The organism is Streptomyces sp. NBC_00989 (assembly GCF_045162655.1).
Lineage (GTDB): Bacteria > Actinomycetota > Actinomycetes > Streptomycetales > Streptomycetaceae > Streptomyces.
In genome coordinates, this window is sequence record NZ_CP108728.1 from 1,573,088 (window position 1) to 1,593,244 (window position 20,157).

The 20,157-nt window shown below is 70.8% G+C and carries 19 protein-coding genes and 1 pseudogene; 16 read left to right on the forward strand and 4 right to left on the reverse strand.

Going from position 1 to position 20,157, the window contains the following annotated elements; translation table 11 throughout:
* Positions 1-150: 150 nt before the first annotated feature.
* The 5 genes from OG714_RS07135 to OG714_RS07155 all read left to right on the forward strand — a co-directional run bounded on the left by OG714_RS07135 (position 151) and on the right by OG714_RS07155 (position 6,377).
* Positions 151-1,437 (forward strand): ABC transporter substrate-binding protein, encoded by a 1,287-nt coding sequence (locus OG714_RS07135; RefSeq protein ID WP_406119362.1) that lies wholly within the window; start codon positions 151-153, stop codon positions 1,435-1,437.
* Position 1,438: 1 nt separating this feature from the next.
* Positions 1,439-2,455, forward strand: a complete 1,017-nt coding sequence (locus OG714_RS07140; protein ID WP_406119364.1) for a carbohydrate ABC transporter permease — start codon at positions 1,439-1,441, stop codon at positions 2,453-2,455.
* Entirely contained in the window at positions 2,445-3,317 is an 873-nt protein-coding gene (locus OG714_RS07145) for a carbohydrate ABC transporter permease (protein ID WP_406119365.1), read from the forward strand. The genes OG714_RS07140 and OG714_RS07145 overlap by 11 nt, the downstream gene beginning before the upstream one ends.
* Positions 3,318-3,628: 311 nt before the next feature.
* Positions 3,629-4,942, forward strand: a complete 1,314-nt coding sequence (locus OG714_RS07150; protein ID WP_406119367.1) for an MFS transporter — start codon at positions 3,629-3,631, stop codon at positions 4,940-4,942.
* 61 nt (positions 4,943-5,003) lie between these two features.
* Positions 5,004-6,377: a Fic family protein gene (locus OG714_RS07155; protein ID WP_406119368.1), complete on the forward strand. Its 1,374-nt coding sequence runs from the start codon at positions 5,004-5,006 to the stop codon at positions 6,375-6,377.
* Positions 6,378-6,390: 13 nt separating this feature from the next.
* On the opposite strand, the gene OG714_RS07160 is transcribed toward OG714_RS07155, so the two are convergent.
* A complete protein-coding gene (locus OG714_RS07160) occupies positions 6,391-7,650 on the reverse strand; it encodes a glucarate dehydratase family protein (RefSeq protein ID WP_406119370.1) in 1,260 nt (419 codons plus the stop codon).
* A 76-nt stretch (positions 7,651-7,726) separates the two neighbouring features.
* Positions 7,727-9,115 carry a glycoside hydrolase family 43 protein gene (locus tag OG714_RS07165; protein WP_406119372.1) on the reverse strand — a complete coding sequence of 463 codons (1,389 nt, stop codon included), beginning with the start codon at positions 9,113-9,115 and terminating at the stop codon, positions 7,727-7,729.
* 237 nt (positions 9,116-9,352) lie between these two features.
* Between OG714_RS07165 and OG714_RS07170 the strand changes: the two genes are divergently transcribed.
* From OG714_RS07170 to OG714_RS07185, 4 genes are all read left to right on the forward strand, one after another.
* Entirely contained in the window at positions 9,353-10,774 is a 1,422-nt protein-coding gene (locus OG714_RS07170) for an amidase (RefSeq protein ID WP_406119374.1), read from the forward strand.
* 26 nt (positions 10,775-10,800) lie between these two features.
* Positions 10,801-11,019, forward strand: a complete 219-nt coding sequence (locus OG714_RS07175) for a hypothetical protein (protein ID WP_234444330.1) — start codon at positions 10,801-10,803, stop codon at positions 11,017-11,019.
* Positions 11,020-11,162: 143 nt separating this feature from the next.
* Positions 11,163-12,650, forward strand: a complete 1,488-nt coding sequence (locus OG714_RS07180) for a flotillin family protein (protein ID WP_406119376.1) — start codon at positions 11,163-11,165, stop codon at positions 12,648-12,650.
* A gap of 56 nt (positions 12,651-12,706) precedes the next feature.
* Positions 12,707-13,153, forward strand: a complete 447-nt coding sequence (locus tag OG714_RS07185) for a type II toxin-antitoxin system PemK/MazF family toxin (RefSeq protein WP_406119378.1) — start codon at positions 12,707-12,709, stop codon at positions 13,151-13,153.
* Positions 13,154-13,193: 40 nt separating this feature from the next.
* On the opposite strand, the gene OG714_RS07190 is transcribed toward OG714_RS07185, so the two are convergent.
* On the reverse strand, positions 13,194-14,018 hold the full coding sequence (locus tag OG714_RS07190; protein WP_406119380.1) for a TIGR02452 family protein: 825 nt from the start codon (positions 14,016-14,018) through the stop codon (positions 13,194-13,196).
* A 282-nt stretch (positions 14,019-14,300) separates the two neighbouring features.
* On the opposite strand from OG714_RS07190, the gene egtA reads away from it, so the two are divergent.
* From egtA to OG714_RS07215, 5 genes are all read left to right on the forward strand, one after another.
* Complete coding sequence (egtA, locus tag OG714_RS07195; protein WP_406119381.1) at positions 14,301-15,611, forward strand: ergothioneine biosynthesis glutamate--cysteine ligase EgtA; 1,311 nt, start codon at positions 14,301-14,303, stop codon at positions 15,609-15,611.
* A complete protein-coding gene (gene egtB, locus OG714_RS07200; protein ID WP_406119382.1) occupies positions 15,608-16,948 on the forward strand; it encodes an ergothioneine biosynthesis protein EgtB in 1,341 nt (446 codons plus the stop codon). The genes egtA and egtB overlap by 4 nt, the downstream gene beginning before the upstream one ends.
* A complete protein-coding gene (gene egtC, locus OG714_RS07205; protein WP_406119383.1) occupies positions 16,948-17,739 on the forward strand; it encodes an ergothioneine biosynthesis protein EgtC in 792 nt (263 codons plus the stop codon). Before egtB ends, egtC begins: the two co-directional genes overlap by 1 nt.
* A complete protein-coding gene (gene egtD / locus OG714_RS07210; protein ID WP_406119384.1) occupies positions 17,736-18,698 on the forward strand; it encodes an L-histidine N(alpha)-methyltransferase in 963 nt (320 codons plus the stop codon). The genes egtC and egtD overlap by 4 nt, the downstream gene beginning before the upstream one ends.
* A 93-nt stretch (positions 18,699-18,791) precedes the next feature.
* Entirely contained in the window at positions 18,792-19,007 is a 216-nt protein-coding gene (locus OG714_RS07215; protein ID WP_019057614.1) for a dodecin, read from the forward strand.
* Positions 19,008-19,028: 21 nt separating this feature from the next.
* On the opposite strand, the gene OG714_RS07220 is transcribed toward OG714_RS07215, so the two are convergent.
* Positions 19,029-19,520 (reverse strand): hypothetical protein, encoded by a 492-nt coding sequence (locus OG714_RS07220; RefSeq protein WP_406119386.1) that lies wholly within the window; start codon positions 19,518-19,520, stop codon positions 19,029-19,031.
* A 72-nt stretch (positions 19,521-19,592) separates the two neighbouring features.
* On the opposite strand from OG714_RS07220, the gene OG714_RS07225 reads away from it, so the two are divergent.
* Together OG714_RS07225 and OG714_RS07230 are read left to right on the forward strand one after the other, a co-directional pair.
* A complete protein-coding gene (locus tag OG714_RS07225; RefSeq protein ID WP_406119387.1) occupies positions 19,593-20,015 on the forward strand; it encodes a (2Fe-2S) ferredoxin domain-containing protein in 423 nt (140 codons plus the stop codon).
* A 4-nt stretch (positions 20,016-20,019) separates the two neighbouring features.
* Positions 20,020-20,142: pseudogene (locus tag OG714_RS07230) on the forward strand (50S ribosomal protein L32); the annotation flags it as partial.
* Positions 20,143-20,157 lie beyond the last annotated feature (15 nt).

Consider the following 20,157-nt stretch of genomic DNA (forward strand, 5'->3'; position numbering starts at 1 on the left):
GTCCCCCACGTAACCGCCCGGTTTCCCGCCGCCCGATGTCGGACCACCCCCCCATCTCACCGACCGTCGTCGACGTCCTCGCCCCTCCCCCCTCCTCCCCCGGCCGTGGCATGTCCGGAAAGTGAGTGCGCGCCCATGGAAATCCGAACGATGTCCCGCAGACGACTACTGGGGGCCTCCCTCGGTGGCGCGGGTGCCGCCCTGCTCGGCCTGTCGGGGTGCGGGAGCGACCACGGCTCCGTCTCCGCGGGCACCGACCACCTGAGCATCTGGTACTGGAACGGCGCGCTGAGCGACAAGCTCCTCGCCGTCTCCGCCCGCGGCGTGCCCGGCGTACCGGGACTGAAGGTGAAGGGCTCGCCGATCGCCGGCGACTACAAGTCGAAGCTGCGCACCAGCATGGCGGCGCGGGCGTACGTACCGGACCTGGCCTGCGCGAACTCCGACGTCTCGCTGTTCTTCCCCGACGAGGAGGAGTTCCTCGATCTGAGGAAGCTCGGCGCCGACGCTCTGGCGGACGAGTACCTGGGCTGGAAGTGGAAGAGCGGCATCAGCCCGTCCGGGCGGATGATCGGCTTCCCGCTCGACGCCGGCCCGACCGCGCTCTACTACCGCCGGGACCTGTTCGAGAAGGCGGGCCTGCCCACCGAGCCGGCGGACGTCGCGGCGGCGACCGCCACCTGGGACAAGTACCTCGCGCTCGGCCGGACGCTCAGGTCCAAGGCGCCCGGCAAGCCGTTCCTGGTCTCGCAGATCAGCTACGTCTTCCGAATGGCCCTGTACCAGAGCCCGAAGCAGTTCGTGGACGCCGACAACCGCTTCATCGGCGACCAGCAACACGTGAAGCGTGCCTGGGACTTGGCGGTGGAGACCCACCGACAGGGGCTCAGCGCCCGGGTGTTGGACAGCACGCCCGACTACAACGCGGCCATGGGCCACGGCAAGGTCGCCTCGATGATCACGGCGGTGTGGGCGATCGGCGGACTCAAGGACGTGGCGCCGAAGACCTCCGGGGCCTGGCGGCTGACGGCGCTGCCCGGCGGTCCGACGAACTACGGCGGGTCGTACGTGACCATCACCCGCTACTGCCGCGACCCCGAGGGCGCCTTCGCCTATCTGAAGTGGCTGCTCGGGCCGGAGAACCAGCTGAAGAGCTATCAGGAGATGGCGCTGTTCCCCACCACCCCGGCCGCGTACAGCAAGCCGGCGATGCGCAGGCCGGACCCCTTCTTCGGCGGTCAGATACCCGTCGACGTCTTCGGCCCGGCCGCGGAGAAGGCCCCGGTCATCTTCTTCAGCCCCTACGAGGACATCTGCAACACCCCCGTCTTCCAGGAGCTGACCAACGTGGAAACCCTCGGCAAGAACCCCGACAAGGCCTGGCGGGACGCCATGAACGCCTGTGAGCGGACGCTGGCCCAGCAGGGGGTGAGCTGAGATGGCGACCGTCGCCGGAGCGGCCCGGGCGCCCGCGGCCGGAGGCGGAGCCGAGACGGCGCGGGGCGCCGACACCGGGGCCCCGCGCGGGCGTTGGCGGCGGCACGTGCCGCCGTATCTCGCCATCTCGCCGTACTACGTGCTCTTCGCGGTCTTCGGCGCGTTCCCGGTGGGGTTCTCGCTGTATCTGTCCTTCCAGGACTGGGACGGCATCGGGGACATGCGGTTCGTGGGGCTCCAGCAGTACCGCTGGCTGCTGCACGACTCGGTGTTCTGGCACTCGATCCTGAACACCTTCGAGATCTGGTTCATGTCGACGGTGCCGATGCTGTTCCTGGCCCTGGTCATCGCGTTCCTGCTGAACGCGCAGGTGCGCCACGCCACCGCCTACCGGGTCGCGTACTTCATCCCGAACGTGACCTCGATGGTCGCCATGACCATCGTCTTCGGCTCGGTCTTCGCCCAAGCGGGCCTGGCCAACTCGCTGTTGAAGGCGATCGGGGTGGACGGCGTCGGCTGGCTGACGTCCTCCCTCGGCATCAAGTCGGCGATCTCCATCATGATCATCTGGCGCTGGGTCGGCTACAACGCGCTGATCTTCCTGGCGGGTCTGCAGGCCATCCCCACCGAGCTGTTCGAGGCGGCACGGGTGGACGGGGCGAGCAGCCGGCAGACCCTCTTCCGGGTCCTGGTACCGCAGTTGAGGCCGGTGATCCTCTTCGCGGTCATCACGTCCACCATCAACGGCCTGCAGATCTTCACCGAGTCGCAGGTGCTCTTCTACTCGGACGACCCCGGCACCACCGGCGGACCGGGCCAGGAAGGCCTGACCATCGTGCTCTATCTCTGGCAGAAGGCCTTCAACGACCACCAGTTCGGCTACGGCGCGGCGATCGGCTGGTCCCTGTTCGCTCTCATCGCGCTGTTCGCGATCATCAACTGGCGGCTGGTGTCCGGCTCCGAGCGCGACGACCGTCCCCGTATCTCCTGGCGCAAGGGAGCCCGCAGTGGCCGGTGACCGGACGACCCCCGTCGGCGCGGGACTCGCCATCGGTTCCGGCAGCAGGCGCTCCCGTGTCGCCGTGCGGGTGTTGCTGCTGCTCGGTGTGCTGGTGTCACTGTTCCCCTTCTACTGGCTCGTGGTGATGGCCTCGATCACCTCGCAGGAGATCCTCCGGTTCCCGCCCCGGCTGGTGCCGGGCACCCATCTCCTGGAGAACATGCGGCAGGTGATCCACCGGATCGATTTCTTCGGTTCGCTGTTCAACACCGTCGTCGTCTCGGTGGCGGGCACGGTACTGGTGCTGTTCTTCGACTCCCTTGCCGCGTTCGCCTTCGCCAAGTACGAGTTCCCGGCGCGGAAGCTGCTGTTCGGCATCCTGTTGGCGACGTACATGATTCCCGGCCAACTCTCGCTCGTGCCCCAGTTCGTCACCATGGCCGACTTCGGCTGGGCCGGTTCCCTCAAGGCCCTCGTGATACCCGGCGCGGCCAACGCGTTCGGAATCTTCTGGATGCGGCAGTATGCCCAGAACTCACTGCCCGACGAACTCCTGGACGCCGGCCGGATCGACGGGGCCGGTTTCTTCCGCCTGTACCGTCAGGTGGCCCTGCCGCTGTTCCGGCCGGCGCTCGCCTTCCTCGGAATCTTCACGTTCATCCAGCTCTGGAACGACTACATCTGGCCCCTGGTCGTGCTGGTCAACCCCGACCGGCTCACCCTCCAGGTCGCCCTGGCCAACCTCAACGTGGCCTACAACACCGACTACGCGGTGGTGATGGCCGGCGCCCTGATGAGTGTGATCCCGCTGATCGTGGTGTTCCTCATCGGCGCCCGGCACTTCCTGCGGGACCTCGCGGCGGGCGCCACGAAGATGTGACCCGACGGTAGGACCCGAAGACGTGACGGGAAACGCCGTGAATGCCTCGTCTCCCCGTGCCCTAATTGCGACAAAGTGGCTTTCTTTTCGCCTTCTGTCTTCCGGGTACGGGGAGGTGCGGCGTACGCCCTGCGGAGATGTCCGCACCGGATATGCCAAATCTCATTTGACTGCGCTATATTTCACGCCTCAACTCCCCTTGCCCATAGGGGTTTTCCGCTCTCCCCGCCTCCTGCGAATTCTTTTCGCCCCTGGTCGGTACCAACCCGTTTCCCCCTCCGTGATACGCCTCACCGAAAGCTTTCCATTCCGTGGCCATCACTCTGCACGAGGACCGGCCGCCGGCCGGTCGCCATGCAGCCGTTCCGTCCGGCAGCCTGTTCCGACGGATCTACGCACCGCGCACCAGCGACGCCCTGGCGTTCTCCATGTCGACGTACGCCATGCCGCTGCTGGTCCTGGCGATCACCCGGTCCTCGTCGCTGACGGGCCTGGCGTTCGCCCTGGAGTGGACGCCGCGGATCGCGGCGTTCGTGCTGGCGGGCAATGTGGTGGACCGGCGCGGCGCGGCGATCGTGTGTTTCCTCGCCTCGTTCCTGCGGGCCCTGGTGCTGGCGGGGGCGGCCGTGGCGCTGGTGATGCTGCCGCGCGGCACCGCGGAGACGGTGACCGTGCTGGTGCTGGCCGCGGTGACCGGCACCCTCACCCAGTTCAGCTTCGTCGCGAACGAGGCCGTGGGCGCGATCGTCACCCGGCGGGCGGAGAACCGGCCGCACGGAGTGCAGTCGGTCCTCATCGGCATCGACCAGACCGCGATGCTCGTCGGCCCCCTGCTCGCGGGCTTCCTCCTGCTGGTCGGTCCGGGCTGGATGCTCGGCTGCCTGACCGGGCTGTCCCTGCTGGCGGCCGTGCTCGGACTCCAGACCCCGCCCACCCCGCTGCGTGCCGGACGGCCGGTGGGCGAACGCGCGCCCGGCAGTCTGCGGACCGGGCTGCGCATGCTGCGCAAACTGCCCGCCCTGCGCTGGCTGGTGGCGGGCCTGGCCTGTTCCAACCTCGCCCTCGGCCTGCTCCAGTCCGCGAGCCCCATCATCGTCGTCGAGAACTTCGGCCGCTCCTCCGCCGACGTCGGCACCCTGTGGTCCGCCGCCGCGGCCGCGACCCTGCTCGCGGTCACCTGCTGCCGGCTCGCCCTGAGCCGCGTCGACCTCTGGGGCGTGGGAGTCGTCTGCGCGACGTTCGCGTCCGCGGCCTGCCTGGCCCTGCCCCAAGCCCCGTCCTACGCCGCCTACATGGTCCTCATCGCGCTGTTCATGGCGGGCGACGGCGGCCTCACCGTCGTCCTGCGCACCCTGCGCTCGCTGGTCATCCCGGCCACGGCCTTCGGCACCACGCTCTCCCTGACCATGCTGCTCCTGCTGCTGCCCTTCCCGGTGGCCGGCATCCTGGTCGCCGTCACCCCGCCGACCCGCCTCGACACGGTCGTCCTGTGCTGCGCCCTCGTCCAGGCGGTCGCCCTGGCCATCACCTTCGTACGGCTGCGCAACGAGCCCTCGCTACGCGCGTCCGCCGACCGGCCACCCCATCCCATGCTCCCCAACGAACCGTCCACGACGCGACGTTGACGGTAGACGGCCTGCGGTAATTCGGTTGAACGCATGCCGGGCGGGTGTGCAGGCTTGCGCGGTGTTGAAAGACCTGAACCCGAGGACTCTGAGCTGGGACGAGGTGGACCCCGCCCGTCATCCCTTCGACAGCGGGTCCGCGGCACAGACGGTCCGTTCGCTCGGACCGGCCCTGCGGACACCGACCCGCCCCGACGCTTCCGCCGGCCGTCCCGCGACATGCGACTGGGACTGGGACGTGGCGAGGCCCTGGACCGACGCCATGTCGTACTCCCTCGCCGAGCGCTACGGCGGCTGGGCCGTGGGCTGGCGATGGGCCCACGACGAGGGGGACTTCGACGGCGGACCGGTCGGGAGCTGGTGCTGTCCCCCGCACTCGGTCGGCACACCGGAGGAGACCCTGGACCGGGTGGTCGCCGGGCTGTGCGAGTGGCGTGACTGGCTGGAGCGGCTCGCCGACCTGTTCGAGGCACATCCGCTGGACCTGGCGGCCGTGGCGGACCAGCGGATCCTGTGGGAGTGCGCGGCCAGGAACCTGATCTTCCAGGTCATCGACCGCACCGGCTCCGGCAGCGGCTGGTACGGGCACTGCCGTCAGGTCCTCGGCTGGTTCCTCCACCGGTGGAACGTCGACCCCCAGGTCGCGGACGAGTTGGTCGACGAGGCGATCGGCGGGCGGTTCCACAGCTGGACCGGCCCCGACCGGGTGCTCGTCGACGACGTCGCGGAGCGGCTCGTGCGGTCGCTGCGGCCCGCCGACGCGGTGCGCCCCGCCGCCGGACCTCTGCCGGACCACCTGCGGAGCTGGCTCGCGCTGCGCGAGGACGTGAGGTGGGAGGAGATGCCGGACGGCGGCGGGGACGGGCCGGTGATCCCGGCCCGTGACGGCGCGGCGGAGTCCATACGTACCTTCGACAGTGCCGTGGACACGGCGCGCGGGGAGGGTCTGCTCGCCGCCCTGGAGCTGGTGCGGGCCGACGCGGCGCGCGGCGCCCCGCTCGACTTCGACCTGCTGCGCGGCTGGCAGCGGCACGTGCTGGGCACACCGCGACCACCGTCGTTCCGTACCCTGCCGGCCTTCGCGAAAGGCGGCAGGGAGCGCTACGGCATCGGCCCTGACACCCGCGAACGCCTCGACGCCTGTCTGGCCGGGAGCGCGGCGGACGGTGCCCGGCCCCTTCCGTTGACCGCCCGCGCGGCCCGCGCCCATCTCGACGTCTGCTTCTTCCACCCCTTCGACGACGGCAACGCCCGGTCCGCCTTCCTGGCCCTTGTCTTCGTCCTCGCCCGTGAGGGCGTCGCGCTGGACGGGGTCGCCCTGATCCGCCACTTCAGCCTGCCGGCCGACGACCCGCAGAGCGGGGTGATCATGGCCCGGTCCGTCGACATCCACCTCACGGAGACCCGACGCCGTGCGGCCTCGACCGGCGCCTAGACGACGGGCGGGCTCACCAACGCGGCAGTCTCAGCTCGTACTCGGGCCGTACCCGCCGCATGTACGCGGTGTCGTCCCGGCCGCGCACCCCCGAGTCGAGGTAGAGCCGGTGCAGCCGGTCGAGGGCGTCGTGGTCGAGTTCCACGCCGAGGCCGGGGCCTGTGGGCACCTCGACCGCGCCGTCCCGCAGTTCCAGCACCCCGGGGACGATGACGTCGTCGGCCGAGTTCCACGGGTAGTGCGTGTCGCAGGAGTGGTCGAGGTTGGGAATGGCCGCCGCGACATGGGTCATGGCGGCGAGGCTGATGCCCAGGTGCGAGTTGGAGTGCATGGACAGCCCGAGCCCGAACACCTCGCAGACGACGGCCAGTTCACGGGTCCGGCGCAGCCCGCCCCAGTAGTGGTGGTCGGTGAGGAGGACCTGGATCGCGCCCTGCTCGATCGCGGGCCGCAGATGCTCCCAGGCGATCACGCACATGTTGGTGGCGAGCGGGAGCGGTGAGTCCTTCGCGACCCGCGCCATGCCGGGGATGGTGGCGGTCGGATCCTCCAAGTACTCCAGTACACCGTCCAGTTGACGGGCCACGTACGTCGACGTCTCCGCCGTCCAGGCCGTGTTGGGGTCCAGTCGCAGCGGCTGCCCCGGGAAGGCCTCGGCCAGCGCCCTGATCGCGGCGATCTCCTCGTCGGGCGGGAAGACACCGCCCTTGAGCTTGAACGACCGGAAGCCGTACCGCTGTTGCATCAGCCGGGCCTGCTCGACGATCCCGGCGGGGTCCAGCGCCTCGCCCCAGTCGTCGCCGACCGCGGGCCTGCCGTCGAGGGCGGGATGCTCGGCCCACTTGTAGAAGAGGTACGCGGCGAAGGGCACGGCGTCGCGGACCTTGCCGCCGAGCAGGTCGCTGACCGGCCGGCCGAGCAGCTTGCCCTGGGCGTCGAGGCAGGCCACCTCCACCGCCGAGGTGGTCCAGCCGCGTTCGTGGGAGCTGGGGACGGTCGGCAGCAGGGCGGTGTCGATCGCGGCGACGAGGGCCGTCGTGTCGAAGACGTCCAGCCCCACGACGACCTTCGCCGCCGCCGCAAGACGCGCCAGCCGGACGGCGCCGCCCGTGGACTCGCCGAGGCCCACGGTGCCGTCCTCCAACACGAGTTGGAGGACGCATCGGAGGGCCAGCGGCTCGTGGACGCCGTTCGAGTTGAGGAGGGGCGGGTCGCGGAAGGCGATCGGGGTGACGATCAGTTCGCGGATCCGTGTTCCTGCCGTACTGCTCATGCGCCCAGCGCCTCCAGGCCATGGTCGATCAATTCCGCAGGCATCCTGCCCCGTTCCGGCGAACCCCAGTCACAGCTCACGCCCAGGCCGTCACCGGCACGAACGAACTGTCCGTCCGGAAGAGGTCCGTGCCGTCCGTCGGGTCCACCCGCAGTTGGTAGTTGTAGTGACGCAGGTAGTAGCCGGGGTAGTTGTACGACTCGAAGCGCAGCGCGCCGGTGGTGGTGCCCGTCCGGGCGTAGAACGTGGCGTCCCCGGCGAAGGTCGCCGTGCCGTCGTTGGCGTCGAACCGGCCCCGGAAGTCGTAGTGGCGCAGGTAGTTGCCGGCCGAGTCCCGGAAGGAGAAGCCGGTCGCGTCGGCGAGGCCGGCGACGACGGTGAACGTGGACGCCTGCTTCAGCGCGGTGGTGCTGGAGCTGGTCACCACCGGCAGGTTGAGCAGGGAGGACACCTCCTGCCAGTACCGGGTCGTGTAGTTGGCGGACCGGAAGGAGCGCGTGACGCCGGTCGCGAGGCTCGGGCCGCCCGACACCGTCTCCTTGATGACCGTGAAATGGCGTGCCGTACCGGAGAGGGTGGTCAGCGCGGTCGGCACGGACCAGGTGGCGAAGGTGTCGTAGCTGTCGCTGTAGTAGTAGGTGCCGTCGCCGTAGCCGTCGAAGAAGATCCGCCAGCCGCCGTTGTCGAGCTGTACCACCGAGGGGCCCTCGCGGTAGCTGCCCCAGCCGGCCCAGTCGCCGGTCTTCGAGATCGTGTAGGGGCCGGTGAGGCTGGTGGCGGTGCCGTACTCGATGTACTTCGCCGTCTCGTTCTTGGTGAACGCGTGGTACGTCGAGCCGATCCGCACGATGTACGTGTCGATGTGGTTCGAGCCGATGCCGGACAGGGCTACCGGTGAACTCCATGCCGTCAGCGCGGAGTTGGACGCCTTCAGCCGGTACGGCGTGAAGATCCACTCGTCGTCGGTGGTCGAGCAGGACACGATGACGTTGACACTGCCGTCGGCGTCGACGAACCACTCGGGCGCCCACGCGCGGGACAGGTTCGTGATCGGGACCGTGTAGTCGTACAGGAACGTCCAGTTGACCCGGTCCGAGCTGCGCGCGAAGCCGATGGTGGTGCTGACGTCCTCCCAGGTGTGGGTGGTGTACGTCAGGTAGTAGTAGCCGTCGGTGTGCTTGAACACGCTGGCGTCGCGGATGCGGTTGCTCGGCGGGGTGTAGGCCGAGGCCTGGACGAGCCGGAAGTCGGTGGCGTCGTCTGACTGGTAGACGTTGACGGTGCCGTCGTCTCTGTTGAGGAACGGGACGATCGTGTAACGGGTGGCGTAGCCGCTCGCCGGGGCGGCGGCCAGCGCCGTGCCGAGCAGCCCGGGCGCCTCACCCAGGACGAGCACCGAGGCGGGCAGGACGGCGAGCGCGCGCAGCAGGGTACGGCGGGACGGTGTGGGGGGACGTGTGGTCACGGGCGGCTCTCCCGGAGACTCGGACGTTCGCCATGTCGAACGCAGTTCGTGAATTCGGTCAGAAGGTAGGGGTGGGTCAGGGGCACGTCAATGGTTTGTGCAAGGCTGGACGATCTCTGTGGGACGCCTGTGGTCAGGGCCGAACCACCCGCGCCCCGGCGGAAGTTGCCGCATCGGCAGCACACCGGGCGCCCGGACGTTACCGTTCGGTAGACCAAGCGCTTCCGGAGGTGCCGCATGACGCCCGACCGTTCCGCAGGCCTGGCCGAGTCCGCCCGCGCACTGGCCGCCGGGGAGGCGACCGCGCGGGCACTGACCGAGGAGACTCTGGCGCGGATCGAGGCAACTCAGGCCTCCCTGAACGCCTTTCGGATCGTACGGCGGGAAGCGGCGCTCGCCGAGGCCGAAGCCGCGGACAGGGAACTGGCCGCCGGAGTCCGCAAACCGCTGCTCGGCGTGCCGGTCGCCGTCAAGGACGACACGGACGTGGCGGGCGAACCGACCGCGTTCGGCTGCCGGGGCGAGTTCGCGCCGGTCGCGGAGGACGGCGAAGCGGTACGACGGCTGCGGGCGGCCGGTGCCGTGATCGTCGGGAAGACCAACACCTGTGAGCTCGGGCAGTGGCCGTTCACCGAGGGGCCCGCGTTCGGCGCGACCCGCAATCCGTGGAACTCCCGTCATACGCCCGGGGGTTCGTCCGGTGGGTCGGCGGCGGCGGTCGCCGCGGGACTGGTCCCGGCCGCGCTCGGCTCGGACGGCGCGGGCTCGGTGCGCATCCCCGCCGCCTGGACCCACCTCATCGGCGTCAAGCCGCAGCGCGGCCGCATCTCGACCTGGCCGCGGGGCGAGTCCTTCCAGGGCATCACGGTCAACGGCACCCTCGCCCGTACGGTCGCCGACGCCGCCCTGCTCCTGGACGCGGCGAGCGGCAACCACGCGCAGGACCCGCACCAGCCGCCCCGGCTCGCCCTGTCGGAGGCGGTGGGCCGCGACCCCGGCCGACTGCGCATCGCCCTCTCCCTGAAGCCGCCGTTCACCGCACTGCCGGCCCGGCTGCGACCGGACGTACGGGCACGAGTCCTCGAACTCGCCGAGAAACTGGCCCAGTTGGGCCACACGGTCGTGGAGGACGATCCTCCGTACGGGCAGATCGGGTTGACCTTCCTCCCCCGCGCCACCGTCGGCCTCGCCGAGCGGGTCCGCGAGGCGCCGTACCCCGAACTCCTCGACCGCCGCACCCTGGAGGCCGCGCGCCTCGGCCGACGGCTCGTCGGGGCCCCGTTGCGGGCGGCCCGGCGCGCGGAGGCGACCCTGCACGACCGGTTCGGCGCGTTCTTCGGGAGGTACGACGTGGTCCTCGCGCCGACAACGGCCGCTCCCCCGCCCCCTGTCGGCGCGATGCTCGGCCTGGGCGGCCTGGCCACCGACCGCGCGATGGTCGCCGCCTGTCCGTACGCCTGGCCGTGGAACATCCTCGGCTGGCCCGGTGTCAACGTCCCCGCGGGCTTCGTGGCGGGCGGACTCCCGGTCGGCGCCCAGCTGTTGGGCCCGGCGAACAGCGAGCCTCTGCTGCTGTCCCTCGCCGCCCAGTTGGAGGCGGACCTCCGCTGGCACGAGCGGTGGCCGGAGCCGATCACCGCGGATTCCCCGGCCGCATAGGCGGGTTGGGCCCGTACCCTGTGACCATGCAGGATGCGTCGATGGTCGGGCTGATGGGGCGGGTCACCGGGACGGTCGGACCCGGGCTCGTCGGCGAGGTGATCGTCCGGGTGCGCGGCGGCGCCGAGCACTTCCTCGCGTACGCCGCCACGGGCACGGACCGGATAGAGCGGGGCACCGTGGTGATGGTGGTGGAGTACCTGCCGCCGAGGACGGTCTACGTCACGCAGGCATACGACAGTTGAGCCGCCTCCTTCGCAGGTGAGAGCGTTTCAGGGGCGTATGCGTCAAGATTGCAACAAGGATCCGTCAGCGTCTGTACCCCGGTGTCGCGCAGGCGCACACTCCCTTCGTTCGGTGCCGAAAGGGCACCATCAAAAGGGGGCGTATGCCGATGGTCATCGGCGTCGTAGCGGGGGTGGCGGTTCTCGCCGTTCTCGTACTGATAGGCCTGTTCAAGTCGATGTGGCGGGTCGCGGAGCCCAACGAGGCACTCATCATCTCGGGCTCCAAGCACCGTACCGAAGGCCTTGAGGAAGGCATGGGGTTCCGCATCGTCACGGGGCGCGGCACGCTGGTGCTGCCGGGTGTGCAGGCGGTGCGCAAGATCTCGCTCGACCTCAACGAGACCGAGCTGCACGTGGATTGTGTGACCACGCAGGGCATTCCGCTGAAGGTGCGGGGCGTGGTCATCTTCAAGGTGGGCGACGACTTCGTGTCGATCGCCAACGCGGGGCGTCGTTTCCTGGATCAGCAGAAGATGATGTCGGAGCGGGTGCACAACGTGTTCGCCGGTCATCTCCGGTCCATCGTGGGCGGGTTGACGGTCGAGGACATGATCCGCGACCGGGAGAAGCTGACGGGGCAGACCCGTGCCGCGTGCGGTACGGAGATGGAGAAACTGGGTCTGATCGTGGACTCGCTGCAGATCCACGAGATCGAGGACCCGACCGGGTACATCAAGAACCTCGCGATGCCGCACGCCGCCGCCGTACAGCGGGACGCGCGCATCGCGCAGGCCGAGGCCAACCGTCTCGCCACCGAGGCCGAACAGAAGGCCGCGGCCCGGATGTCGGAGGCCACCCGGGACAGCGAGATCCTCCAGGCCGGCTACCAGGCCGAGCGCGACAAGGCGGCGGCGAAGGCCCGGCAGGCCGGACCCCTCGCGGACGCCGCGGCCCGGCAGGACGTCGTCGTGCAGGAGACCCGGATCGCCGAACTCGACGCGCTGCGCCGGGAACAGCAGCTCCAGGCGGACGTCCGCAAGCCCGCGGACGCCCAGGCGTACGAGACCCGGGCCCGCGCCGAGGCCGAACGCGACGCACGGATCTCCGCGGCTCAGGCCAAGGCCAAGGAGACCGAGTTGGCGGCCACGGCCGAGGCGAGCCGGATCAAGACGGCCGCGCTCGCCGAGGCCGAGGCGACCCAGGCACGCGGTGCGGCCGCCGCGACGGCCACCAGGGCGACCGGTGAGGCCGAGGCCGCCGCCGCCCAGGCGAAGGGTCTCGCCACCGCCGAGGCGACCCGGGCCCAGGGTCTCGCCGAGGCGGAGGCCATCAAGGCGCGGGCCGCGGCCCTCGCCGAGAACCAGGAGGCCGTGGTCGCGCAGCAACTCGCCGAGAACTGGCCCGAGATCGTGAAGGCCGGCGCGTCCGCGTTCGGCAGCATCGACAACATGGTGGTCCTCAACGGGGCCGACGGCATGGCGGAGATGCTCGCCAAGGCGCTCACCATGGGCGGCACGGGCCTCGGCCTGGCCCGCCAGCTGCTCTCCTCGATGAACCAGAACGGCCAGACCCCGAACGGGACTTCGGCCCTGAACGGGAGCACGGCACCACCGTCGCAGAAGGTGCCGGTGGAGAAGGACGAGAAGTGATCGTCTGACGGGCGCCCGGCGTCCGCGGTCACGGAGGCACGTTCTAAGGTGCCTCCGTGACCGCCTTTACCGATGAGAACGTTCCGGGCCGCTTCGGCCCCTCCGCCACGACCGAGGCCGACCCGCGTGAGGTCGGCACGGTCCGTACCGAGTACTCCCCCGCGCACGACGGCGACCCCGACCCCGGTGAGATCGTCTGGACCTGGGTGCCGTTCGAGGAGAACGACGGCCGGGGCAAGGACCGTCCGGTGCTCGTCGTGGCCCGTGAGCACGGCGGAACCCTGCTCGCCGTCCAGCTGTCCAGCAAGCGCCACGACGGCGACCGCGAGTGGGTGGCGATCGGCAGCGGCCCGTGGGACAAGTCAGGGCGTGACTCGTGGGTCGACGTGGACCGCGTCCTGCGCCTGCACGAGGACGGCATGCGCCGCGAGGCGTGCGCGATCGACCAGATGCGCTTCAACCTCGTCCGGCACCGGCTGCACGAGCGCTACGGCTGGACCTGAGCGGCCGGCACCGCTTGATCTGAGGGCTTGACCTGAGGGGCTAGCTCTGGAGCTGACGCTCCGGAAACGCCCGTACGAAGGCGTCCAGGACCGTGGCACCCGGCGTGCGGTCCAGGACTCCGAACACCACGTGCTCGAAGGCCGCGGCGAACCGTCCGCCCGGCCCGAGCAGCGCGCGGAAGGCGCCCGCGACCTGCGCCGGGTCGTTCTGGAAGACCCCGCAGCCCCAGGCGCCCAGGACCAGCCGCCGGTAGCCGTGCAGCGCGGCCGTCTCCAGCACCCGCTCCGCCCGTACGGCGATGGCCTGCGGCAGCTCGACCGCGCGCTCGGGTGCCGTGCGCAGGACGACCCCGGCGTTCGGTGCGGCGGCGGTCAGGAATCCGGCGGTGTACGGCTCGTCCAGGAACCGGCCCTTGTCGTCGCGGAAGACGGGGACGGCCGGTGAGTGGATGACCCGGTCCGTGTAGAACGGATCTCGGTGGGCGCGGTGATGATCGTAGAAACCGCGGGCCTCAAGCAGGCATGTGTACAGGGCGGAGCCTCGACACAGGGCCTCTTCCTGGGCCTGCGCGCCGTTGAGGTAGCCGCCGCCGGGGTTGCGGGCGGAGGAGAAGTTCAGGACAGCGACCGGGCCGGTCAGGCGGCGCGCCGCCTCCAGGCTGCTCTCGCCGGTGACCTCGAAGCGGGTCTCCACGGGCGAGAACGGCGATATCCGCACCGGTTCCGGGCCGTACAGGCGCGTTCCCGCACGGGCCGCCTCGACCTCCACGGCGATGGACACCTCGCGCCCGTCCGCCGCGCGATAGCCCCCGGCCGCGACGATCTGCTCGGTCTGCTGCGCGATACCGCGCAGACGCGCGCTCATGGCATAACCCCCGTGTACGCCATGAACGCGCGCCCCGCGATCTCCCCCGTGTTCTCCCCCGTCGTGCTCATACCTGCATCCTGAGCGATGCTGGTCATGCGGTGCAACGGAGTTTTCCGGGGCTTCGCGAACGGCCGGAGAACCGGAGATTACCGATCCCGAACGTGGCAATACGCACCCTTGTGCGACCAGCCGCGAGGGTCTTGGGTGGTACGAGTGTGCCGACCCGGGCCCAACCGAAACCGGGCCGGTGGCATGGTGGAATCTCAGGAGGATCCCGACATGTCCGATACGGCAAGTGACTGTAGCGACTGTACGGAGCCCCGTACCGCGGTCACCGAACCCGAGGTGGAAGCCCTGGTCAGGGGCATCTGCTTCAAGACCGGTCCGCCCCGAACGCTCGGGGTCGAAGTGGAATGGCTCGTCCACGAGCTGCGCATGCCGCAGCTCCCCGTGACACCCGAACGACTCGAAGCGGCCTACGCCGCCTTGAGGACCGTGCCTCTGAGGTCGGCGCTCACCGTCGAGCCCGGCGGCCAGCTGGAACTCAGCTCGTCGCCCGCCGCCTCCCTGATGGAGTGCATCGGTTCCGTCTCCCAGGATCTCGACACCGTCCGCGATGTCCTGCGCCGCGACAACCTGGGGCTGGTCGGCGTCGGCCACGATCCCTGGCACCCGCCGCGCCGCTTCCTGCACGAGCCGCGCTACGACGCCATGGAGCGCTGTCTCGACCGCACCGGCCCCGCGGGCCGCCGCATGATGTGCACCTCGGCGTCCGTGCAGGTGTGCCTGGACGCCGGCTACGAGGAGCCCGGTCCGCTCGGCCTCGGCCGGCGCTGGTGGCTGTCGCACCAGCTGGGCGCGGTCCTGGTGGCCGCGTTCGCCAACTCCCCGCTGGTCGGCCGCAGCCCCACCGGCTGGCGCTCCACCCGGCAGCTCATCTGGATGGAGATCGGCCCCGGCCGGGCGGGCGGTCCGACCCTGGACGCGGAGCCGCGCGACGCCTGGACCGATCACGTCCTGGACTCGCCGGTGATGTGCATACGGCAGGACAGCGGCCCGTGGGAGGTCCCGGAGGAGCTGACGTTCCGGGAGTGGATCAGGTCGGGGGCGCCCAGGCCGCCGACCCGTGAGGACCTCGACTACCACGTCTCGACGCTGTTCCCGCCGGTCAGACCGCGCGGCCATCTCGAACTGCGCATGATCGACGCGCAGCCCGGCGACGACGGCTGGATCGTCCCGCTGGCCGTGACGACGGCGCTGTTCGACGACCCGGAGGCCGCCGAGACCGCGTACCGGGCCGTGAAGCCGCTGGCCGAACGGTCCCAGGGGCTGCCCGCGCCGCACAATCCGCTGTGGATCGACGCGGCCCGCTACGGGCTGTCCGACCCGGAACTGCACGAGGTCGCCCTTGTCTGCTTCGCGGCGGCGCTGGAGGCCCTGCCCCGGCTCGGCGCGACCGCCGAGGTCACGGACGCCGTCCGCGCGTACTTCGACCGCTATGTCGTCCGGGGCCGCTGCCCCGCCGACGATCTGCTCGACCGCGTGCGTGGCACGGACAGCCGCCCGCACGGGAAGGACATCCGCACATGACCGACGCCGACACCGCCGCCGACACCTCCGCTGACATCGATATCGAGGCGCTCAGGCAACGGGCGTTGACCACCCTCACCACGGCCCGGGACCGCACGACGCTCCTCACGAGCTGTGTGGACGAGCCCGAACTCACCGCCCAGGTCTCGCCGTTGATGTCCCCGCTGGTCTGGGACCTCGCGCACATCGGCAACCAGGAAGAACTGTGGCTGCTGCGGGCCGTCGGCGGCCGGGACGCGATGCGGCCCGACATCGACGGTCTCTACGACGCGTTCGAGCACCCGCGCTCCGAACGCCCCTCGCTGCCGCTGCTGCCGCCCGCGGAGGCCCGGCAGTACGCGGCCGAGGTGCGCGGCCGGGTGACCGACGTACTGGAGAGCCACGCCCTCCGCGGGACGCGGCTCACCGACATGGGCTTCGCCTTCGGGATGGTCGCCCAGCACGAACAGCAGCACGACGAAACGATGTTGATCACCCATCAGCTCCGCACGGGCCCACAGGCGTTGACCGCCCCGGACCCGGACCCGGTCCCACTGTTCACCGGACCGTCCGAAGTCCTCGTCCCCGGCGGCCCGTTCACGATGGGCACCTCCACCGAGCCATGGGCCCTGGACAACGAGAAGCCCGCGCACCGGCGGGAGGTGGCGCCCTTCTACATCGACACGACTCCGGTCACGAACGGCGCGTATCTGGCGTTCATCGAGGACGGCGGCTACGACGACCCGCGCTGGTGGACGAAGGAGGGCTGGGCGCACATCCGCCGCAACTCCGTTACGGCGCCCGGGTTCTGGAGCCGGGAGGCGGGCCAGTGGCTGCGGCGCCGGTTCGGCGTCACGGAGGCCGTACCGCTCGACGAGCCCGTGGTCCACGTGTGCTGGTACGAGGCCGACGCCTACGCCCGCTGGGCCGGCCGCCGGCTGCCCACGGAGGCCGAGTGGGAGAAGGCGGCCCGGCACGACCCGACGGCCGACCGCTCGATGCGCTACCCGTGGGGCGACGCCGACCCGGCACCCGAGCACGCCAACCTCGGCCAACGGCACCTGCGCCCGGCCCCCGCCGGAAGCTATCCGGCGGGCGAGTCACCGCTCGGCGTACGCCAGTTGATCGGTGACGTGTGGGAGTGGACGTCGAGCGACTTCCTGCCGTACCCGGGGTTCAAGGCGTTCCCGTACAAGGAGTACTCGGAGGTGTTCTTCGGCCCGGAGTACAAGGTGCTGCGGGGCGGTTCGTTCGCGGTGGACGAGGTGGCCTGCCGGGGCACGTTCCGCAACTGGGACTATCCGATCCGGCGGCAGATCTTCTCCGGCTTCCGCACCGCCCGCTCGGGGGCCGTCTGATGTGCCGTCATCTGGCGTGCCTGGGACCCGAGGAGCCGCTGGGCCGGCTCCTCGTGGACCCGGCGCACAGCCTCTACCGCCAGTCCTGGGAGCCCCGGCGGCAGCGGCACGGGACGGTCAACGCCGATGGTTTCGGGGTGGGTTGGTACGCCGAGGGCGACCCGGTGCCGGGCCGCTACCGGCGGGCCGTGCCCATCTGGGGCGACCAGTCCTTCGCCGACCTGGCCCGCGTGGTCCGTTCGGGGGCGCTGCTGGCCGCCGTACGGGACGCGACGTTCGCGGGTGCGGACGGGGAGGCCGCGGCGGCGCCGTTCGCCGCGGGCCCCTGGCTGTTCAGCCACAACGGCGCGGTCACCGGCTGGCCGCGGACACTGGCGGCCCTGGCCCAACGCCTGCCGCCGGTGGACCTGTTGTCCCTGGAGGCCCGCTGCGACTCGGCGTTCGTCTGGGCCCTGGTCCTGAGCCGGCTGCGGGCCGGAGACGAGGAGGGCCAGGCACTGGCCGACACGGTGACGGAGGTCGCTCACGCGGCCCCCGGCTCCCGCCTCAACCTCCTTCTCACCAACGGCGAGACGATCGCCGCGACGGCCTGGGGCGACACCCTCTGGTACCTCTCGGAGCCCGGCCGCCGCACGGTCGTGGCCTCCGAGCCCTACGACGACGACCCGAACTGGCAGGAGGTCCCCGACCGCACTCTGCTCACCGCAACCCGCACGGAGGTCCTTCTCACCCCCCTGAAAGACCTGCTGAAAGACCTAGCACCCGCACCGTCGAAGGAGCCCCGCACGTGAGCCCGTTCCTTCTCACCCGTACCCTCCCCGAGGACGCCACCGACGCGGCCCTGCGCGCCGACGTCCTGGAGGGCCTCACCCGCACCCCGAAGACACTCCCGCCGAAGTGGTTCTACGACGCCCACGGCAGCGAACTCTTCGAGCAGATCACCGAGTTGCCCGAGTACTACCCCACGCGCGCCGAGCGGGAGATCCTCGTCGACCGGGCCGGCGAGATCGCCGCCGCGACCGGCGCCCGTACGCTCGTCGAACTGGGCTCCGGCTCCTCGGAGAAGACACGTCACCTGCTCGACGCGCTCACCGGCCTGGCGGTGTACGTCCCGGTCGACGTCAGCGAGAGCGCGCTCACGCAGGCCGGGCACGCCCTCATCGAGGAGCGGCCGGGCCTGGACGTGCACGCCCTGATCGCCGACTTCACCGGCGACCTCACCCTGCCGGAGACACCGGGCCCCCGGCTGCTGGCGTTCCTCGGCGGCACGATCGGCAACCTGCTCCCGGCGGAACGCGCGACGTTCTTCGCCGGCCTGCGCTCCCTCCTCTCCCCCGGCGACGCGCTGCTGCTCGGCACGGACCTGGTCAAGGACGAGCAGGTCCTGGTCAGGGCGTACGACGACGCGGCCGGGGTGACGGCCGCCTTCAACAAGAACGTCCTGACCGTCGTCGACCGCGAACTCGGCGCCGACTTCGACGCCGACGCCTTCGACCACGTGGCCCTCTGGGACACCGGCAACGAGTGGATCGAGATGCGGCTGCGGTCCCGCACGGACCAGACCGTGAAGATCCCCGCCCTCGATCTCGCCGTCGACTTCACGGCCGGCGAGGAACTCCGCACCGAGATCTCCGCGAAGTTCCGCAAGGAGGGCGTACGCAGTGAACTGGCAGCCACCGGGCTGGAGTTGGCCCACTGGTGGACCGACCGGGAAGGACGCTTCGCGCTCTCACTGAGCGTGGTGCGCTGACGAAGGGTGACGGGCCGTCTCGCGCACTGCCGCGCCGTGGGGCACGGTGGAGTGACGCGTGACGCGCCCGTCACGGCCGAGAGGAGTACCCGCATGTCCGAGCACACGTACCGGGTCACCGAGATCGTCGGCACCTCTCACGAGGGCATCGACCAGGCCATCCGCAACGGCGTCGCCCGCGCCGCGCAGACCCTGCGCAGCCTCGACTGGTTCGAGGTGACGCAGGTCAGGGGCCAGATCGAGAACGGGCAGATCGAGCACTTCCAGGTCGGCCTGAAGGTCGGCTTCCGCATCGAGGACGAGGACTGACAGCCGTAGCGGCTACAGCTCTCAGGTCCGGCCCTCCCCCTCCTGTGCCGCCTCCAGCGCGGCGGAGGGGGCGGTCCAGCGGGCCCGTACGACCCTGAACCCGGCCCGTTCGGCGTCGTCGCAGACGAGCTCGTCGTCGTCCACGAGGACCCGGATGTCGCGGTCGCGGGCGAGGCGCTTGAGGATCTCCAGTTTGGTGCGCCGGGCGGGCCTGCGGTCGTCGTTGCGCCGCATGAAGACGCGCCCCTCGGGCAGGCCCTGCGCGGCGAGCCAGGCGAGCGTGTCGCGCCGGCAGCGTTCGGGCCGCCCGGTCAGATAGACGACCTCGCACTCCTCGGCACACTCCAGGGCGAGCGCGATGCCCTCCGCCAGCGGCGGGTCCTGCGGCGCGGCCCCGAAGAAGCCGTCCCAGTCGCGCGGCTTGTTCTCCAGGAACCGCTGCCGGTGCGCCGTGTCGGCGAGGGTGTTGTCGAGGTCGAACACGGCGAGCGGGCGCTTGTTGTCGGCAGTCACCCGCCCACCCTAGACAGCCGGACCCTCCACCCCGGCAACAGCCCCTACGAGGCCTGGCCTCATGCTTCTCGCATGTCTGCCGCCACTCCCGCCCCCCGTACGTTCCTCATCGGCGCCGCCCGCGAGCGGCCCTGCACCCTGGTCGTCTGCCGGGGCTGCTGCTGCGGCGACCCGCGCAAACACCCCGGCACGGACCACGCCTGGCAGCTGGAACGGCTGCGGTCCGGTGCCGCCGAGCACGGTTTCGCCGTCCGTACGACGGACTGCCTGGGCCCCTGCGACCAGGCCAACGTGATCGTGGTCCAGCCGTCGGCCGCGGGTCGCCGGGCCGGCGGGCGGCCGACCTGGGTCGGGTTCGCGATGGACGACGACTGCACGGAGGAAATACTCGAGTGGGCGGCCGCGGGCGGGCCGGGGATCGCCGCGCCGCCCGTCACGCTGGAGCTTCAGTTCATCGACCCGCCCCGGGACGCACGCGTCCGGTCCCGGCGGTGAGAGCCGCGCCCGGTGGAAGGCGACGACGCCCGCGCTCGTGCCCGTCACCGTCGACGGCGTACGCCACCTCGGCCCGCAGCGGCCGGCGAAGGCGTACGAGCGGGGGCTGATCCGACCCGAGGGCTGACCAGCACGGGAATGC

Bases quoted from the DNA above. Each gene is read 5' to 3' on its own strand.
- egtC (WP_406119383.1), top strand. From the start codon at position 16,948: ATGTGCCGTCATCTGGCGTGCCTGGGACCCGAGGAGCCGCTGGGCCGG.
- OG714_RS07160 (WP_406119370.1), bottom strand. From the start codon at position 7,650: ATGAGCAGTACGGCAGGAACACGGATCCGCGAACTGATCGTCACCCCG.
- OG714_RS07225 (WP_406119387.1), top strand. From the start codon at position 19,593: ATGTCTGCCGCCACTCCCGCCCCCCGTACGTTCCTCATCGGCGCCGCC.
- OG714_RS07170 (WP_406119374.1), top strand. From the start codon at position 9,353: ATGACGCCCGACCGTTCCGCAGGCCTGGCCGAGTCCGCCCGCGCACTG.
- OG714_RS07190 (WP_406119380.1), bottom strand. From the start codon at position 14,018: ATGAGCGCGCGTCTGCGCGGTATCGCGCAGCAGACCGAGCAGATCGTC.
- OG714_RS07135 (WP_406119362.1), top strand. From the start codon at position 151: ATGTCCCGCAGACGACTACTGGGGGCCTCCCTCGGTGGCGCGGGTGCC.
- egtB (WP_406119382.1), top strand. From the start codon at position 15,608: ATGACCGACGCCGACACCGCCGCCGACACCTCCGCTGACATCGATATC.
- OG714_RS07180 (WP_406119376.1), top strand. From the start codon at position 11,163: ATGCCGATGGTCATCGGCGTCGTAGCGGGGGTGGCGGTTCTCGCCGTT.
- OG714_RS07175 (WP_234444330.1), top strand. From the start codon at position 10,801: ATGCAGGATGCGTCGATGGTCGGGCTGATGGGGCGGGTCACCGGGACG.
- OG714_RS07140 (WP_406119364.1), top strand. From the start codon at position 1,439: ATGGCGACCGTCGCCGGAGCGGCCCGGGCGCCCGCGGCCGGAGGCGGA.
- OG714_RS07215 (WP_019057614.1), top strand. From the start codon at position 18,792: ATGTCCGAGCACACGTACCGGGTCACCGAGATCGTCGGCACCTCTCAC.
- egtA (WP_406119381.1), top strand. From the start codon at position 14,301: ATGTCCGATACGGCAAGTGACTGTAGCGACTGTACGGAGCCCCGTACC.